Below are 15125 nucleotides of genomic sequence, written 5' to 3'. Positions count from 1 at the left end.
CTCTCTTCCAATGACCTTCTCAATCTCTAAGTAGCTCATCTTACCCTCTCTTTCTCTTGCAAGCCTATGGCTTTGCCAGAAACCAATTTTAAGATTCCTTTAAGAATCTATAGATTAAATCGCAATCCTTATACTAATAGATTGGGCATATCGTGTCAAGAAATAACTACTGTTTCTCCCGATAATGCCCCCTAAGAAGCCTAAGTTTTTAAAAATAAAAAATCACTCTTTCTTCAGTAGAAAAAACGAACTATTTTCCGGGGAAAATCCCTCGAAGCACTCTGGGATTTCCGGAAAGATCCGGAAAAACTTCCATCGCTTCATATCCTTCTTTTTGGAAAATGTCTTTTACGCTCTCTCCTTGGTCGTAGCCGATTTCCAGGTAAAGCCTTGCTCCCGGAAGCAAAACCGCCTTTGCCTCCTTGGCAATCCGGCGATAAAAGACCAGTCCGTCCTCCCCCCCGTCCAATGCCATCTTAGGCTCATACTCCGAAACTTCCCGATCCAAGCCCGGAATCACCCTGCTGACGATATAAGGAGGATTGGAGAGCAATAGGGAAAATTTCTTTCCCTGCACCCCCGTCAATAAGTCACTTTGCAAGAGCGTAACATTTTCCCCTAAATGCTTTTCCGCATTTTTTTTGGCCACCGCCAAAGCCTTTTCCGAAAGATCCACCAAAAGCAGTTCCTGATAAGGCAAATGCTTTGCCACAGAAATCCCGATGCAACCGCTGCCTGTGCATAGATCCAAAATATTTAAGGAAGAAGAATTTGCTTCATTTTCCACATTATCCTCATGCTTATTCGAAACATGCTCCGAATTTCGCTTTTCCGAATAAGTTTTTCCGGCCTGCTTCGCCAAGTCTGCATAGTCTTCCAAGACCAGGTCCACCAAACACTCTGTATCTGCCCGAGGAATCAGTACATCTTCATTGACAAAAAAATCCAGTCCGTAGAAGCTTTGTCTTCCCAGAATTTGCGCCAAGGGAATCCGTCTTCTCCGCTTTTCAAAGTATTCAAAAAAGGAATGAAGCTTTCCCAATATTTCCGTTTGTTCAATGTCGGCTGCTTCCACGTTTTCCCTGTCCGCCTTGCATAAGAGCTCCTGCTTTCTAAGAAGATAGCCTGCGGTATTCAGAGAAAAGCTTTCCTGTAAAAGGAGGCGGACTTCCAATGCCGCCTCCTCTTCTTCCACCCCTGCTTCCACAAGGAGCTTCTTCCCCGTTGTTTCTATTTTTTGCAAGCTTGCTTCCTTAAGCTTCGGAAAGCCCAGACCTTCCCAGGAAGCTATCCAATCTTCCATCACGCTTCCCCTTCCTCAGAAACCGCCTGCTCAGAAATCATATTTTCCGAAACCGCATTCCCCGAAGCCGGTTTTGAAGCCGTCTGCTCTGAATTCGCATTCCCCGAAGACATCTGCTCTGAAATCAGCTTCTCCGGAAAGGCCTTCTTCTGAAAGGCTCTCCAGTCAAAGACCCTCTCCACCGCCGCAATGGCCACTTCCACCTCGTCCCGCTCCGGCTCCTTGGTGGTTAAGCCCTGCATCCACATACCGGGAATAAAGAGCAGTCGGGTAATGGGATTGTCCACCATTCCCACCAGACGAAGTACCTCATAGCTGATGCCCGCAATCACCGGAATCAAAAGCAGTCGGGAAAGGATCTTTAAATAGAGGCTGTCAAAACGTAAAAACATAAACAAAAAGATGGAAATCATCATTACATAGACAATAAAGCTGGTGCCGCAACGCTTATGCTCCTTGGAGGAAGCCATCACATTGTCCACGGTCAAGTCCAGTCCATGCTCCACACAGTTAATACATTTGTGCTCCGCCCCATGGTATTCAAAGGTCCTGCGAATATCCTTAGCCCGGGAAATCAGCTTGATATACAAAACAAAAATCAAAATACGAAGTAAGCCCTCCAAGAAGGCCAGAGCCGATTCAATAGGAAGAAATTTCTTCACAAAGCTTAGCAAAATTGTGGGCAAAGCCACAAAAATAAACAGAGCCATAGCAAAGGAAAAGACCATCACTAAGGCGGAAAGCACCTGTTCCACCTTCTCTCCGAAAAGCTTATCCAAAAACTGCTCCAACTTTCCCGGCTCGCTTCCCTCATCATCCTCATAGAAGCTGGCACTATGGCTAAGACACTTCATCCCCAGTGCCATAGAATCGTAAAAGGATAAAATTCCCCGTAAAAAAGGAAGGCGGAAGAAAGGGTATTTGTCCGTTAAAGACAGATACTCTCCCTGTATCACATCGATACTGCCGTCCGGCTTTCGTACCGCAACGGAATAGTCCTCCTTATTCTTCATCATAATGCCTTCGATCACTGCCTGACCGCCGATACCGCTATATACCTGTTTTTTCAAAATTCTTCCTTTCCAAAGCTCTTACTATCCGGCTATACAAAAAGATTTCTATTCTTTCTTTTCTATTTTGAAGATGATTTCCAAACTCCGAGCATTTTCAAAACACACAGAAGTTTCAACGGGAAATAAACCAATTATCTTTCCGGAATAGGAAGAATTATACTAAAGTACCGGCCTTTGAACAATCGTTCCCAAGAAAGTATCACGCTTTTTTCATAAAGATTAACAAAAAAACAGGGCCGAGGCCCTGCTTTTTACTGCTGCTGCATTCCAAACTTCTTATTGAACTTATCGATTCTACCCTTAGCGGATGCCAGCTTCTGGTTTCCTGTGTAGAACGGATGACACTTGGAGCAGATTTCCACGTGAATTTCCGGCTTTGTGGATCCTGTTACAAATGTGTTTCCACAGTTACATGTTACGGTTGCCTGGTGATAAGTTGGATGAATACCTTCTCTCATTTTCTCCCTCTTTCTGCATGATTGCCAACCATGCGGTTCGTCTATCCCTCTTGGGGATTCCTTGGTTTTCATAATGCATGTGCTATCTATAAATAATAGCACTTTGTCAGGGCGTACCCCTTAGCCGTACCAAGATAGCACAAAGTCTACAGAAAGGCAAGTCTTTCTTCCGGAATTGCTTAGAATTCTTATAATTGCTTATTTTTTCTTTTTCTTGTACTATTTTAATAGTTTCATATTGGAGAATCGGCTAGGAAAATCCCCCTCCCCCGGCAGTGAAGGAGCAGAATTTTTTCATGAAAAACACAGAAGACAGCAAGTTGCTTTTACATCATTTTCTCCCGAACTGGGAGCGTTATCTTTTAATGTCCATCGTGCCTATTTATTTTATGCTCATCAGTCTTACCCAGCAAAACCCTATGAGCATTTTTGAAGGTGTACGGGAAATCATTGTGCAACCGGATATTTTGATTACGGACTATTTTGTGGTAGGCGGCGTGGGCGCAGCCTTTTTCAATGCGGGATGCCTCACCATTATTTCCCTGGGCTTACTCTGTATCGCCAAATCCAATTTTGACGGAAGCTGTATTATGGCCTCCTGCCTGATGTTCGGCTTTTCTCTTTTCGGAAAGAATCTTTTAAATATCTGGGCGATAATTCTGGGCTATGCCCTTTATGCCAAAATTCACCGGGTTCCCTTCCGAAAATATCTTCATATCGGGCTTTGCGGTACCACCCTTTCTCCGATTATCACCCAGATTCTGCTGATTCCCAATATTCCGGATGTCCTGCAGCTTCTTTTGGCGCTTGCTGTGGGACTTGTCATCGGTTATGTTCTGGTTCCCATTTCCCTCCACACCAAGCACGCTCACATGGGCTATTCCCTCTACAATGCCGGTTTCGCTTGCGGTATTATCGCCACCATCGTCATTTCCCTGATGAAATCCTTCGGGGTAAAAATCGAGTCCCGACTGGTTTGGGATACCACCCACAGGCTCTTTGGCTTCTACAGTCTGCTTGCGCTCTTTCTCGTCTTGATGCTCCTTTCCCTTTTCTTTGGACGAAAGGAAACAATTCTTGGCTATCGGGATATCCTGAAGGAAAGCGGACAGGGAAATCCGGACTATTTAAAGAAATACGGAGACTATCCTACCATTTTCAACATGGGGGTAAACGGTCTTGCCATGACTTTAATTCTCTACATTTTAGGCGGAGACTTTAACGGTCCCACCATCGGTTCCATCTTCTGTCTGGTGGGCTTTAGTGCCACCGGAAAGCATCTGCGAAATATTTTACCGGTAATCTTCGGCGTAATTCTTGCAGGATTCTTGAAGGTTTGGTCCGTGCAGGATCCCAGCTCTACCCTCACCCTGATTCTTGTGACTACCTTGGCTCCCATTGCAGGAGAATTCGGCATTTTCTGGGGAATTGCAGCCGGTTTTCTTCATTCTTCCGTTGCCTTAAATGTTGGAATTCTTTATAATGGGACAAATCTTTATAACAACGGCTTTGCCGGAGGTGTGGTGGCCATTTTCCTTGTGCCCATTATCCTTGCCATCAAGGACAGACAGAAGCCTATGGCCATTTACGATGAAGAGGCGAAGAAGCTTGCCATTAAAGACAAGCTTTTTGACAAGCCGGAGGTAAAGCTTCCGAAAAACATCTTTTGGAAATAAGATAGTAAAGAGAAGGGAGATTTCTGCAGAAAACAGTTGAGAGAAAGCGAAAGGAATTCTGCAAAACATAAAATAGAGTAACTTTATGAATAACAATAGAGAAAAAGTCATTGTACAAACCAGTATCATCGGTATTCTGGCCAATCTGTTTTTGGCCGGTTTTAAAGCAGGAGTCGGACTTCTTTCCAACTCCATTTCCATTACTCTGGATGCAGTAAATAATCTAACGGATGCCCTGTCCTCAGTCATAACCATTGTAGGAACCCGCCTGGCCAACAGGGCACCGGACAGAGAGCATCCTTTGGGGCACGGACGAATTGAATATCTCACCGCCAGTGTCATCAGTCTTTTGGTGCTCTATGCCGGATTCACTTCTTTAATTGAATCGGGAAAGAAAATCCTTCATCCGGAGGAGCCCAGCTACAGTATGATTTCCTTAGTAATCATTTTTGTAGCGGTTTTGGTCAAATTTTTCTTGAGCCGTTTTGTAAAAAGAAGAGGTGAAAAGGTAAATTCCCAAAATCTTATTGCCAGTGGTGAAGATGCGGGAAATGATGCCATCCTGTCCTTATCCGTATTTTTATCCGCCCTCTTTTTCCGTTTTACCGGTATCTCCTTAGAGGCCTATGTGGGTGTTGTGATTTCCTTCTTTATCTTAAAAGCCGGCTGGGAGCTTTTACAGGAAACCCTTTCCCAGATTCTTGGTGCAAGAGCGGACAGCAACTTGACTAAGGAGATTAAAGAAACCATCAATGCCATTCCCGGAGTTTTCGGAACCTATGATCTCTTTCTCCATAACTATGGGCCGGACACCTATCTGGCCTCCGCCCATATCGAGGTGGCGGATACCATGCACGCCGCAGAGCTGGATGCCTTAATGCGGAAGATTGAAAGGAAAATCTATAAAAACTTCCATGTGATTATGGCGGGAATCAGCATCTACTCCCGCAACACGGAAAATAAAGCCCTCCTGAAGCTCCAGCAGGAAATTCATGATTTGGTTTTATCCAAGGAGCATGTTTTACAGATGCATGGCTTTTATGTAGAAGAAGAGAAGAAACGGGTTCACATGGATGTTGTGGTGGATTTCGAAGAAAAGGACCGTGATGGCCTTATTGCCGGCATCCAAAAAGAGCTGGAAGAGAAATTTCCCGGCTATCAGTTTCTGATTACCCAAGATTTGGATATTTCCGATTAAATGCTATACTGTAAAAGCAAAATTACAGGCTAATATGTGTAGGAGCTTGTAAGCCACCCGGCGGGTGCATAAGAGGGCTATCCCCCTCATTCTGACAGCTACATCAATTTTCCATAAGGAGCAAACATGATTATTACCAAAACCCCCTTTCGAATGTCCTTTTTCGGTGGCGGCACCGATATGGAAGAATATTTCAAGGAGCATGGCGGAGCGGTGCTTTCCACCACCTTTGACAAATACTGTTATGTAAATGTCCGGCATTTGCCTCCTTTTTTTGACTATAGCACCGAGCTTTCCTACTCCAAGACGGAAAGAGTCTCTTCTCTTGAGGAAATCCAGCACCCTGCTATCCGGGAGGCTATGAAAATGTTGGATATGCAGAAGATTCGTTTGAATTACGAGGCGGATCTTCCCGCCCGTTCCGGCCTTGGCACCAGCTCTTCCTTTGCAGTGGGCATGCTCCATGCCTTCCATGCCTTAAAGGGAAAGTATGTGGGAAAGAAAACCCTGGCAGATGAAGCCATTTATCTGGAAAGGGTACTCTGTAATGAATCCGGCGGCTGGCAGGACCAGATTGCCGCAGCCTTTGGGGGACTTAATCATATCGAATTTTCCCAAAACGGCTATACCGTAAGCCCCATTCTCATTTTCCCGGATAGAAAGAAGGCCTTGGAAGAGAATCTGATGCTCTTCTTCACCGGCTTTACCCGTTTTTCCTCCGAAGTACAGAAGGAAAATAAAAAGTCCTCCCCCCAGGACAAGCTAAGTCTTTTGTCCGAGATGAAGTCTTTGCTGGTGGAGGCAGAGGATGTATTGCAGGATAAGCACAAGGATTTAAACGACTTCGGTCGTCTTCTCCATAAGACCTGGGAATTAAAGCGAAAGACCGCAAAAACCATCAGTACCGACAGCATTGATGCCCTTTACGAACAGGGTCGCAAGGCCGGAGCTTTAGGCGGAAAGCTGCTGGGTGCCGGCGGTGGCGGCTTCCTCCTCTTCTATGTGGAGAAGGAAAAGCAGGGAAAGGTTTTAGAAGCCATGAAGAACTTGATTCATGTGCCCTTCTCCTTTGAAAATGACGGCACACAGGTGTTATATTACGCTCCGGAGCGTCTGGAGGAGTAAGAGGCATTTGTAAGGCCTTTGAGGAGAAATAGAGGGATGGAAAATAATAGAGAGATGGAATAAAGGTAATACATTTCATACCGTAACGGTCTAAAATTCGGGCACGCTCCCGCTAACTTCGCCTTGACTGAGCAGTGGTTTATGTTAACCACTGCTCACTTTGCTTCGCAAAGCAACTTCCTTCGAAAGTTGGTCTGTATCAGGACGACTTTTCTGATGAAAAGTCTGTCCTTACAGTACTAAGTTCAAGCTTCACTTTGTTCGCTTTCACTAAGTACTGACGGGCTCAGATTACCCTCTTTTTAGACCGTTACGCATGAAATAGAATCACATTGCCTTGAATATTTCCATCCCTCTATTATTTTTCTTCGAAGGCCTTGCAAATGTCTTCGATATACTCTAAGGAGCCCCGAAGCTTCTTATACTCCTCCGTGAAGGAGAGGTTATTAATATCTGCCTCTGTATAAGGGGCTCTAAACATTTTGTGGCCGCTGTAAATGGCGATATAGAGCAGATCTCCTTTGATATAGATTGAAAGCTCCTGTCCCGCAAATTTTTCGGAAAATACCCTGAGCACTTCCGGGGTTAAAAAGCGTCTTGTTCCAAACTCATCCGTGGCATAGATGTCAAAATGCTCATTGTGCTGAATGTCTTCCGTATCCAGCTTCATCTCCCCTTTTCCGCAGCCGAGATATCTGTACTGGACTTCATTTTTTAAAAGAAAAGCTCTATCCGTAGGGACAATGCGAACTTCTCCCTGCACCGCCACCGGGCTCTTCATGCAATACAGCTGTCCTGTAAAATCATACACCGTGGTGGAATGCTTTCCGCCTGTTGTATGATAGGACTCCAGATTTCCTATAAGAAGTCCTCTGTCATCATGAAAGAACAAAAAGGTATCTTGCAGATATTTTTGAGACTTTGGGGTGAACCTCACTACATCCTCCAGAGCAATTCCCTTCTTTTCCACCGTTAGGTCGGGATAGAAGTTCTGTAACAGCGGCTCCAGCACATCCTTGGCATAAACATCCTGAAGGCTTTCCATATTACTGAAGAACTCCGGCATCTTATGGTATTTTAGATAATAAAACAAAAGACCGCTACCAATCAAAATAAAGCAAAGGATCATACTGTCCCGCCCGATAAGACGAGGCATAAGAATCAGAAAAAACGGAACAAGGTATTTTGCTGTAGACCACCTTTTAATTTCCAACATTTTCTTACGAAGTGCTTGGAGTTTGATTTGAAACTCCGCACTGTCCTCCATGTCCTCAATTTTCTTTAAATCCTCTTCCAAAGTTCCTAACATAAATGTCCTTTCTATTCTTTAAGGCTACTGCTAAACTATATCTTTGTTGTTAAAGTATTCCTCGAGCGCTTATCCTTTATTTCCTAAATATCTTTTCTTATTCTTCAAATCCCTCACAGATATCTTTAATATCCCCTAAAGAATCACGAAATCTTTCGCATTCCTCTTCATAGTTCATTTGCCAAAATTCCAGACTATTCAAAGAAACGCGAAACAGGGAATATCCGCTATTAACAGCAACATACAACTTGCTCCCCTTTAGATAAACCGAGATTTCCCTTTCGGAAAAATGCTCCGTAAACTTCCTAAGCCTTCCCGGCGTTAAGAAACGCCTGGCGCCCATCTCATCGTTAGTGTAAATATCGTATCTCTCATTATTTTGAATATCTTCCGTATCAATTTTCTTTTCCCCTCTTTCACAAGGAGGATAACGTCGTTGCACTTCTTTATTCATGAATTTGGATCGGCCCGTGGGCACAATACGGACTTCTCCTTCTATGGAAACAGGACTATTCATACAAAAAACCTGTCCTAAAAAATCACGAATATACGTTCTATTCTTTCCCGATTTTTGATGCCAGGCAGAACAATTTTGTATTCTAAGATCCTTTTCATCATGAAATTGTATTGCTGTATTCTGTGTATATTCTTCAGAAGAGGGAAGGAACTTCTTGACTTCCTCAAAGGGTATTTTTTCCTTCTCCTCAACAGTTACATCAGGATACCAATCCCTTAACATAGGTTCTATGAACTCTTCCATATAAACATCTTGAATCTTTTTTCGCTTCTCCCTAAAGAATCCGGGATTTGTCTTGTAAAAATAAAGGAAAATCAGGACCGGAAGAGCTATCATAAGGACGGCAGACGCGGTTCCTCCTCCTGGAAGCATTAATCCTGCAAAAGAGGATAGAGCCATTAAAGGCTTCACAACAGCCCATTTCATCAAAGCCAGTACCTTCTTCCGCATGGTCTCATATTTCATTTGAAACTCTTGGCTATCCTCCATAGTTCTCCTCCCCAACTTTCATTAGTCTTCATGTATTGTTTCGTCTCTTCCAAACTCTCCGGTATAGCTTCCTTACGATTAGAAAAGCAGGCAGAAAAATCCCTATATCTCGACTTTTCCGCCTGCCATATTTCGGACTTTAAGCCATTTCCCCCTTATGAGCAAATGCTTTTCTTTCCTTAATCCATATTGTAATCCAAATCCTTTAAATCTCTCTTGCCCTGTAAATCTTCTTCCAGAAAATCCACCTTTCTAAGTCCCTTGATTCCTGCAACTATGCTTGTGGGGAAGCTTACAATGGCCTGATTGATGATACGCACATTGCTGTTGACAATCCGCTTTGCTGCCGCCAAATCTTCATTTTCACTGGCAATCTCGGACTGCAGGTTTAAAAACTGCTTGGAAGATAGAAGCTCCGGATAATTCTCTCCTACCATACGAATCTGTGCCAATACATCATTTTGATTGGCAATCGCCCGGTTAGTATCCTGAATACTTCCACCCTGACGCAAAGCTACCAGCTCGGTAAATACCTTCTCCTCATGCTTGGCATAGGCCTTAGCCACCTTTAACATTTCCGAAATGGTGTCAAACCGCTTCACCAAGGTAATATCCACGGTCTTCTTGGATTCTTCGATAATGACCATGTAACGATTCAGCATATTGCTCTGTCCGATAAACCAAACAAGAACAATTACGATAAGGATAACGGGTACTAAAACCATATGCAGTTCCTCCTTTTTTCCGGTCGCCCTAAGCTCTTTTCCTAAGGTCAGGGCACTTACGTGCAAAGCTTCTTTGCCAAAGAATTCAAGTGGATTTCTTAAATCTAGGCAGAAAACAGTAAAAAATAGTTTCCTTGCTTATTATACTAAGAAACTTGAAAAATTCAAGAAATTTCTTTACTCTTGCACCTGCTTGGAAAGGTTCGCAATGAAAGGAATCTTCCGAAGAGCGGTATAGAGAAGCATGGAAATCAACACACTCATCACCGCCTGAATGGTATTGGTCAAAATTCCTGCAGAGGCTACGCCAAAATCAAAGACGAAGCTTTCCGCTACAAAGTATCCTGCTACAATAATCACTCCACCGATAAGCGTCGCCAAAAGAGCGGAGGAAAAGCTTTTCTTTTTGCCGTAGACGGTAGCTACCAAAAAGCCTTCAATTCCCTTTACCAAAAAGGTAATCGGAACAAATACCGCATAGCCCAGAAGCAAATCTGCTAAGGCCGGTCCGATAGCCCCCACCAGCGTTCCTTCTTTTCGTCCCAAGAGAAGCGCCGCCAACATAATCACCGCATCTCCTACATTGAAATATCCACGTATTCCGGGTACGGGAATCTTGGTAAACATCGTAAGCAAAGTAGATAGTGCAATCAACACTGCCGTGATTGCGATTCCCAATGTAGTAAAACCGGATTTCGTATGCTTCTGTACTGATGTTGTAGACATGTGCAGCTCCTTTCAAGGAATAAATTTGTTTTTTCTAACACTAAGGACTATATCTCCAAATAGCAGATTTGTAAATATGTATAATTTTTTATTAACAATTTGATAATTATTTATCTATTTTGTCTTTAATCTTTTCTTCCTCTAAAATAAAAAAATGAGGCTGTAAAAATCAAAATAGATTTTTTACAGCCTCATTTTTATTCTTCGGACTTTTCTTCGGTAAGAGCGTCCTTTCCTTTTTCGATACCGCAGATGGATAAAGCTTCATCCACATTTTCCACGGGACGAATCTCCAGCTTATCCTTTACCTCTTCCGGTACATCTCGAAGGTCATCTACATTTGCCTTGGGAATCAAGACAGTCTTTACCCCTGCACGCTCCGCAGCCATCAGCTTCTCGGGAAGTCCTCCGATTGGGTTTACCTTTCCTTCCAGAGAAACTTCTCCTGTCATGGCAATCTGAGGGCAAACCGCCTGTCCGATTACCAAGGAGGATAAGGCTACGGTGAGGGTTACTCCTGCGGATGGGCCATCCTTTGGGGTTGCTCCGTCAGGAACGTGGATATGCAAGTCATTTTCCTTAAAGAAGCTTGCCTTCTCCGGGAACATGGACTTCACCAGACTGATGGCAATCTGGGCAGATTCCTTCATTACATTACCCAGCTGTCCGGTAATGGTGAGCTTGCCCTCTCCCTTGGTAGCAAGAGTCTCGATAAAGAGGATTTCTCCTCCCACTGCGGTCCAAGCAAGACCTGTGACCACGCCGGCTATTCCCTTTTCTTCCACAGCTCTATGATGAAGAGGATTCATATCCAGATATTCCTGAAGATCCTCTTTCCCTACCGTAATCTTCTCGCCCTTTCCTCTTACCAAATGTACAGCGGCAATTCTGCAAAGGGTATCCAAACGCTTTTTCAGTCCTCGCACACCGCCTTCTCTGGTGTAGTCGGAGATGATGCTTTCCAAAGCTTCATCGCTGAGCTCCACATTTTCCGGCTGAAGTCCTACATTCTTTAAAGCCTTCTTCATCAGGTGCCGTTTACCGATTTCAAATTTCTCCCTGGGAGTATAGCCCTGATACTGAATCACCTCCATACGGTTTAGGAGAGGTGCGGGAATACTGTCCGTGGTGTTTGCGGTGCAAATGAAGAGTACATCGGAAAGATCATAAGGTACATTCATATAGTGATCCGTAAAGGTATTGTTCTGCTCCGGATCCAAAACCTCCAGCAAGGCTGCTGCCGGATCTCCGTTATAGGATGAGGAAAGCTTATCTACCTCATCCAATACCATAACCGGGTTGGAAACTCCCGCCTTATGGATACCGTCCATAATTCTTCCGGGCATAGCTCCCAGATAGGTTCTTCTGTGGCCTCGAATATCCGCCTCATCTCGCACGCCACCCAAGCTTACCCGGACATATTTTCTGCCAAGAGCCTTGGCAATGCTCTTTCCGATACTGGTTTTTCCCGTTCCGGGAGCACCTACAAAGAGAAGGATGGAACCGGACTGCTGCTTCTTTAAGTTCATGACAGCAATCTGCTGAATCATTCTTTCCTTAACCTTCTTTAAGCCGAAGTGGTCTTCGGAGAGAATCTTCTCCGCCTCGTCCAAGTCAATGCTCTTCTGCTCTTCCTTCTTCCAGGAAAGTCCTGTCACAAAGTCCATGTAGTCATAAAGCATACCTGCCTCTTGACCGTTGGTACCTTCATTTTTCAAACGATTTAAAATCTTAGAGGCTTCCTTCTTGGCAATCTCATTCATGCCGGATTCTTCAATCTTAAGCTCCAGCTTTCTTAAATCGGAAACCTTCTCCGGGTGCATCTCATCCAGTTCTTTTTGCAAATAGTCGATTTGCTTCTGTAAAGCCTGCTCCTTATAGAGCTTCTGGTAGTCCTCCTGCTGCTGATTTCTAGCATCGGAGGTAACCTTGGTGACCTCTACATATTCATAAAGAATCTGCTCCAGCATCTTGGTACGAACGGAAAGTCTGTCCTCCTTCAAAACCTGGTAGCGTTCTTCATTTTTCAAACTAAGCCAGGGGGAAAGAATGCAAGCTACCTCTTGGATAGAGCCGTACTGGTCTATCATGGTTTGCATAATGCTTCCCGCCCTAAAACGGTCCACCAAAGTCTTTAATTCCGCCTTGATTTCCTTTAGCTTTCTGTCGGAATCTTCCCGATCCAAGTCCTCAATATCCCTTAATGGGGCAGTTTCCAACAGCAGGGGCTCCCCTTCTTTTTGAGTCAGCTCCAGAATTTTCACTCTCTGTCCTGTACGAACCACCACATAGCCGTCTCCGCTGATTTCCGTAACGCTTCCCTCTACCGCAACGGAGTGGAACTCTTCCTTCCTTAAATCCTTGGTATTAAAGCTGTCTTCCTTTAAAACAGCCAGTAATACATGGTCGTCCTGTCTGATTTCCTGTCCTGCAATATTTTTAAAGCTTTGTACCTGAAAATAAATGTAGGAATGGGGAAGAACCATCATATTATAAACTGGAATTACCCGCATCATTTTTCCTCCTCTATACTCTGTCATATTATTTTTCGTCCGCTCTATACTATTTTGCCCCTCTGTACTCTGCCCGGCCGTGTTTTTTTCCGCTGTCGAATCTTCCGCTACAGCTTGAACCGTTACTGTATTCCCTCCGGCAGCATTTTGAGCCGTCATTCGTGCATCCGCCTCTTGTTCATGGAGCTTTTGTCCCTCCTGTCCTTCGGCAGCTTTCTCCGAAGAGCTTCCTAATGCAGCTTCCCGGCCTTCCCTATTTTGCTCGCCGGATTTTTGGTCTGAAAAGCTTTGTACTTCAGAGCTTTGACCCTGGGGGCTTTGTATTTCATTTCCCTGTTTAGAATTTTGCTTTTTTAGCATATCCTGAGGAATATCCCGAGAAATGGCAGAAATCCGCCCCCTTTTCTTCTTTTTTAAAAGGGAACGGATTTGTTCCAAAATATCTTGCATACTCATATACATATCCCTTCTGAAACAAGGAAAAAGCTTCTTCTCTTCTTCCTCATTCCTTTACGTTTTTTCTCATTTGTTAGCAATCATCATTTTCGAGTGCTAAATCTTTTCAAAGAATAACACCCTCCTAAGAGGGTGTCAAGGTCTTTAGAAATTCTTTCGATTTAGACTGTTTTTTAGCTCTTTACGAGGCATAGTCGGAAGATAAATCCCTTACTTTTCTTCCTAATATTTATTCGGAAGCTTCTCTCCTTACTTTCTTCCTATCGCTTATTCGGAAGATAAATCCTTTCCTCTTCTCTTATAAAAATATAGGCTGATGCCAAAAAGGGAAAGGCTGAAGGACACGCCGAAGAAAAACATTCCGCTTTCATCTCCGGTGGCAACATTTCTGGCCGTACGATAAATCTTGGTACAAATCTTCGGAATCTCCACTATCGGATTAAAAATTTCCAGCTTCTTTACCCCTAAAACTCCGGGATCATGGCTCACTATGGGAGCGGGGGGCTTGCCGCTTTCCCCGGGAGGCCTACCCGGTCCGGGCGGGGTATTCGGATTCGGAGGAGTTGGCTCCGGCGGCACTGTCTCCGGCGGCGTTTCCGGCTCCGGAGGCTTCGGCTTGTCATAACGGTTGTGAAAGGCAATTTCCCCTCTTTTCATATCCTGCTTTAGAGGATCATTTCGATCCGTTACAATCAATACCGCAGTGAGATAGGCAGGTCTTGGATTTCCCGCACTATCCTTGTTTTGCAATTCCACTTTTACGGAAACCAGATACTCCCTATCGTCATAGGTCATATATTCCGTATCACCCTTTTTCTGGCGAATATCGTACTGATAGATTCCCTCCTCCGAAAAGGAAACGGGGGCAAAACGTTTCTCCTCCTTTGTTTTTCCTGCGCCTAAAGTGAGATGAATCTCTTTCTCATCCGGCACCAAATTAGAACCGGATATCACCGGTTCCAGCTCCACCGTAAATTCTTCCTCCGGGAATGAATCTCCCGCGGCATACAAGTTCACCGGAATCTCCACTTTTACCGGAGCAACGGCGGCATAGCTCTTCGGAACAAACAACGAATTCCCCAACAAAAGGCAGAGAAAAAAACCGATAAATTGTATTCTCTTTTTTCCCTTCATGCTTTCTTTCCTCTTTCCTTTCCTCCTACTTTACTGACTTACTTCATTAGAGACTTTCTTTCTAAGAGACTTTCTTTCTAAGAGACTTTCTTTCTAAGAGACTTTCTTTCTAAGCGACTTTCTTCCTAAATTACTTTCTTCTTTACCGCTAAGCTTAGTCCTTCTTACTCTCTCTACGGCCTGCCTTCCCTGGCAGTTCTTTTAACCCTTATCTTCACAATATTCTGATAAGTAATTATATTATCGGCACATTTTGCAATTATATATAAGCTTTTTAATAATATTTTGCTTTTTCTCTTTTTCCGGAAGATGCTCCCTCGCTGAGCTTTTTAAGAATTTTACAATTCCTTTATAATTATAGTCATTTTAAATAATCAATGCCTTCTATTATGTTTTAAAATTGGACAAATATTTTTAATCTTG

Annotated in this window: 11 protein-coding genes and 1 pseudogene; 3 read left to right on the top strand and 9 right to left on the bottom strand. The window is 43.9% G+C overall.

Going from position 1 to position 15125, the window contains the following annotated elements; translation table 11 throughout:
* Nucleotides 1-250: 250 nt before the first annotated feature.
* The 3 genes and pseudogenes from prmC to rpmE form a co-directional block, all read right to left on the bottom strand.
* Nucleotides 251-1303: a peptide chain release factor N(5)-glutamine methyltransferase gene (gene prmC / locus RDQ32_RS04580; RefSeq protein ID WP_308579281.1), complete on the bottom strand. Its 1053-nt coding sequence runs from the start codon at nucleotides 1301-1303 to the stop codon at nucleotides 251-253.
* Nucleotides 1303-2373: pseudogene (locus tag RDQ32_RS04575) on the bottom strand (DUF1385 domain-containing protein); the annotation flags it as partial. The pseudogene RDQ32_RS04575 and the gene prmC, both read right to left, overlap by 1 nt.
* Before the next feature lie 254 nt (nucleotides 2374-2627).
* The gene (gene rpmE, locus RDQ32_RS04570; RefSeq protein WP_040649303.1) at nucleotides 2628-2834 is read right to left on the bottom strand and encodes a 50S ribosomal protein L31; all 207 of its coding nucleotides are present in this window, start codon (nucleotides 2832-2834) and stop codon (nucleotides 2628-2630) included.
* 296 nt (nucleotides 2835-3130) lie between these two features.
* Between rpmE and RDQ32_RS04565 the strand changes: the two genes are divergently transcribed.
* From RDQ32_RS04565 to RDQ32_RS04555, 3 genes are all read left to right on the top strand, one after another.
* Nucleotides 3131-4510, top strand: a complete 1380-nt coding sequence (locus tag RDQ32_RS04565) for a DUF1576 domain-containing protein (protein WP_308579280.1) — start codon at nucleotides 3131-3133, stop codon at nucleotides 4508-4510.
* Between the two features lie 85 nt (nucleotides 4511-4595).
* On the top strand, nucleotides 4596-5708 hold the full coding sequence (locus RDQ32_RS04560) for a cation diffusion facilitator family transporter (RefSeq protein WP_007157724.1): 1113 nt from the start codon (nucleotides 4596-4598) through the stop codon (nucleotides 5706-5708).
* A gap of 126 nt (nucleotides 5709-5834) precedes the next feature.
* Nucleotides 5835-6833 carry a kinase gene (locus RDQ32_RS04555; RefSeq protein WP_007157725.1) on the top strand — a complete coding sequence of 333 codons (999 nt, stop codon included), beginning with the start codon at nucleotides 5835-5837 and terminating at the stop codon, nucleotides 6831-6833.
* Between the two features lie 358 nt (nucleotides 6834-7191).
* Here the strand turns inward: RDQ32_RS04555 and RDQ32_RS04550 are convergent, their stop codons facing one another.
* The 6 genes from RDQ32_RS04550 to RDQ32_RS04525 form a co-directional block, all read right to left on the bottom strand.
* A complete protein-coding gene (locus RDQ32_RS04550) occupies nucleotides 7192-8142 on the bottom strand; it encodes a DUF3137 domain-containing protein (RefSeq protein WP_007157726.1) in 951 nt (316 codons plus the stop codon).
* A gap of 97 nt (nucleotides 8143-8239) precedes the next feature.
* On the bottom strand, nucleotides 8240-9148 hold the full coding sequence (locus tag RDQ32_RS04545) for a DUF3137 domain-containing protein (protein ID WP_308579279.1): 909 nt from the start codon (nucleotides 9146-9148) through the stop codon (nucleotides 8240-8242).
* A 179-nt stretch (nucleotides 9149-9327) separates the two neighbouring features.
* Nucleotides 9328-9873: a LemA family protein gene (locus RDQ32_RS04540; RefSeq protein ID WP_308579278.1), complete on the bottom strand. Its 546-nt coding sequence runs from the start codon at nucleotides 9871-9873 to the stop codon at nucleotides 9328-9330.
* A 177-nt stretch (nucleotides 9874-10050) separates the two neighbouring features.
* Nucleotides 10051-10599: an ECF transporter S component gene (locus RDQ32_RS04535; RefSeq protein ID WP_308579277.1), complete on the bottom strand. Its 549-nt coding sequence runs from the start codon at nucleotides 10597-10599 to the stop codon at nucleotides 10051-10053.
* Nucleotides 10600-10796: 197 nt separating this feature from the next.
* Nucleotides 10797-13112, bottom strand: coding sequence for an endopeptidase La (gene lon, locus RDQ32_RS04530; protein ID WP_308579283.1), 2316 nt, complete (start codon nucleotides 13110-13112; stop codon nucleotides 10797-10799).
* Between the two features lie 723 nt (nucleotides 13113-13835).
* Nucleotides 13836-14702: an FctA domain-containing protein gene (locus tag RDQ32_RS04525; protein WP_308579276.1), complete on the bottom strand. Its 867-nt coding sequence runs from the start codon at nucleotides 14700-14702 to the stop codon at nucleotides 13836-13838.
* Between the last annotated feature and the right edge of the window lie 423 nt (nucleotides 14703-15125).

This window comes from uncultured Oribacterium sp., from assembly GCF_902481605.1.
Taxonomy (GTDB): Bacteria; Bacillota; Clostridia; order Lachnospirales; family Lachnospiraceae; genus Oribacterium; species Oribacterium sinus.
This window is presented reverse-complemented; position numbering and strand designations above follow the sequence as displayed.

Excerpts from the sequence above, each read along its gene's own strand:
- prmC (WP_308579281.1), bottom strand. The coding sequence starts at position 1,303 with ATGGAAGATTGGATAGCTTCCTGGGAAGGTCTGGGCTTTCCGAAGCTT.
- rpmE (WP_040649303.1), bottom strand. The coding sequence starts at position 2,834 with ATGAGAGAAGGTATTCATCCAACTTATCACCAGGCAACCGTAACATGT.
- RDQ32_RS04565 (WP_308579280.1), top strand. The coding sequence starts at position 3,131 with ATGAAAAACACAGAAGACAGCAAGTTGCTTTTACATCATTTTCTCCCG.
- RDQ32_RS04560 (WP_007157724.1), top strand. The coding sequence starts at position 4,596 with ATGAATAACAATAGAGAAAAAGTCATTGTACAAACCAGTATCATCGGT.
- RDQ32_RS04555 (WP_007157725.1), top strand. The coding sequence starts at position 5,835 with ATGATTATTACCAAAACCCCCTTTCGAATGTCCTTTTTCGGTGGCGGC.
- RDQ32_RS04550 (WP_007157726.1), bottom strand. The coding sequence starts at position 8,142 with ATGTTAGGAACTTTGGAAGAGGATTTAAAGAAAATTGAGGACATGGAG.
- RDQ32_RS04545 (WP_308579279.1), bottom strand. The coding sequence starts at position 9,148 with ATGGAGGATAGCCAAGAGTTTCAAATGAAATATGAGACCATGCGGAAG.
- RDQ32_RS04540 (WP_308579278.1), bottom strand. The coding sequence starts at position 9,873 with ATGGTTTTAGTACCCGTTATCCTTATCGTAATTGTTCTTGTTTGGTTT.
- RDQ32_RS04535 (WP_308579277.1), bottom strand. The coding sequence starts at position 10,599 with ATGTCTACAACATCAGTACAGAAGCATACGAAATCCGGTTTTACTACA.
- lon (WP_308579283.1), bottom strand. The coding sequence starts at position 13,112 with ATGCGGGTAATTCCAGTTTATAATATGATGGTTCTTCCCCATTCCTAC.
- RDQ32_RS04525 (WP_308579276.1), bottom strand. The coding sequence starts at position 14,702 with ATGAAGGGAAAAAAGAGAATACAATTTATCGGTTTTTTTCTCTGCCTT.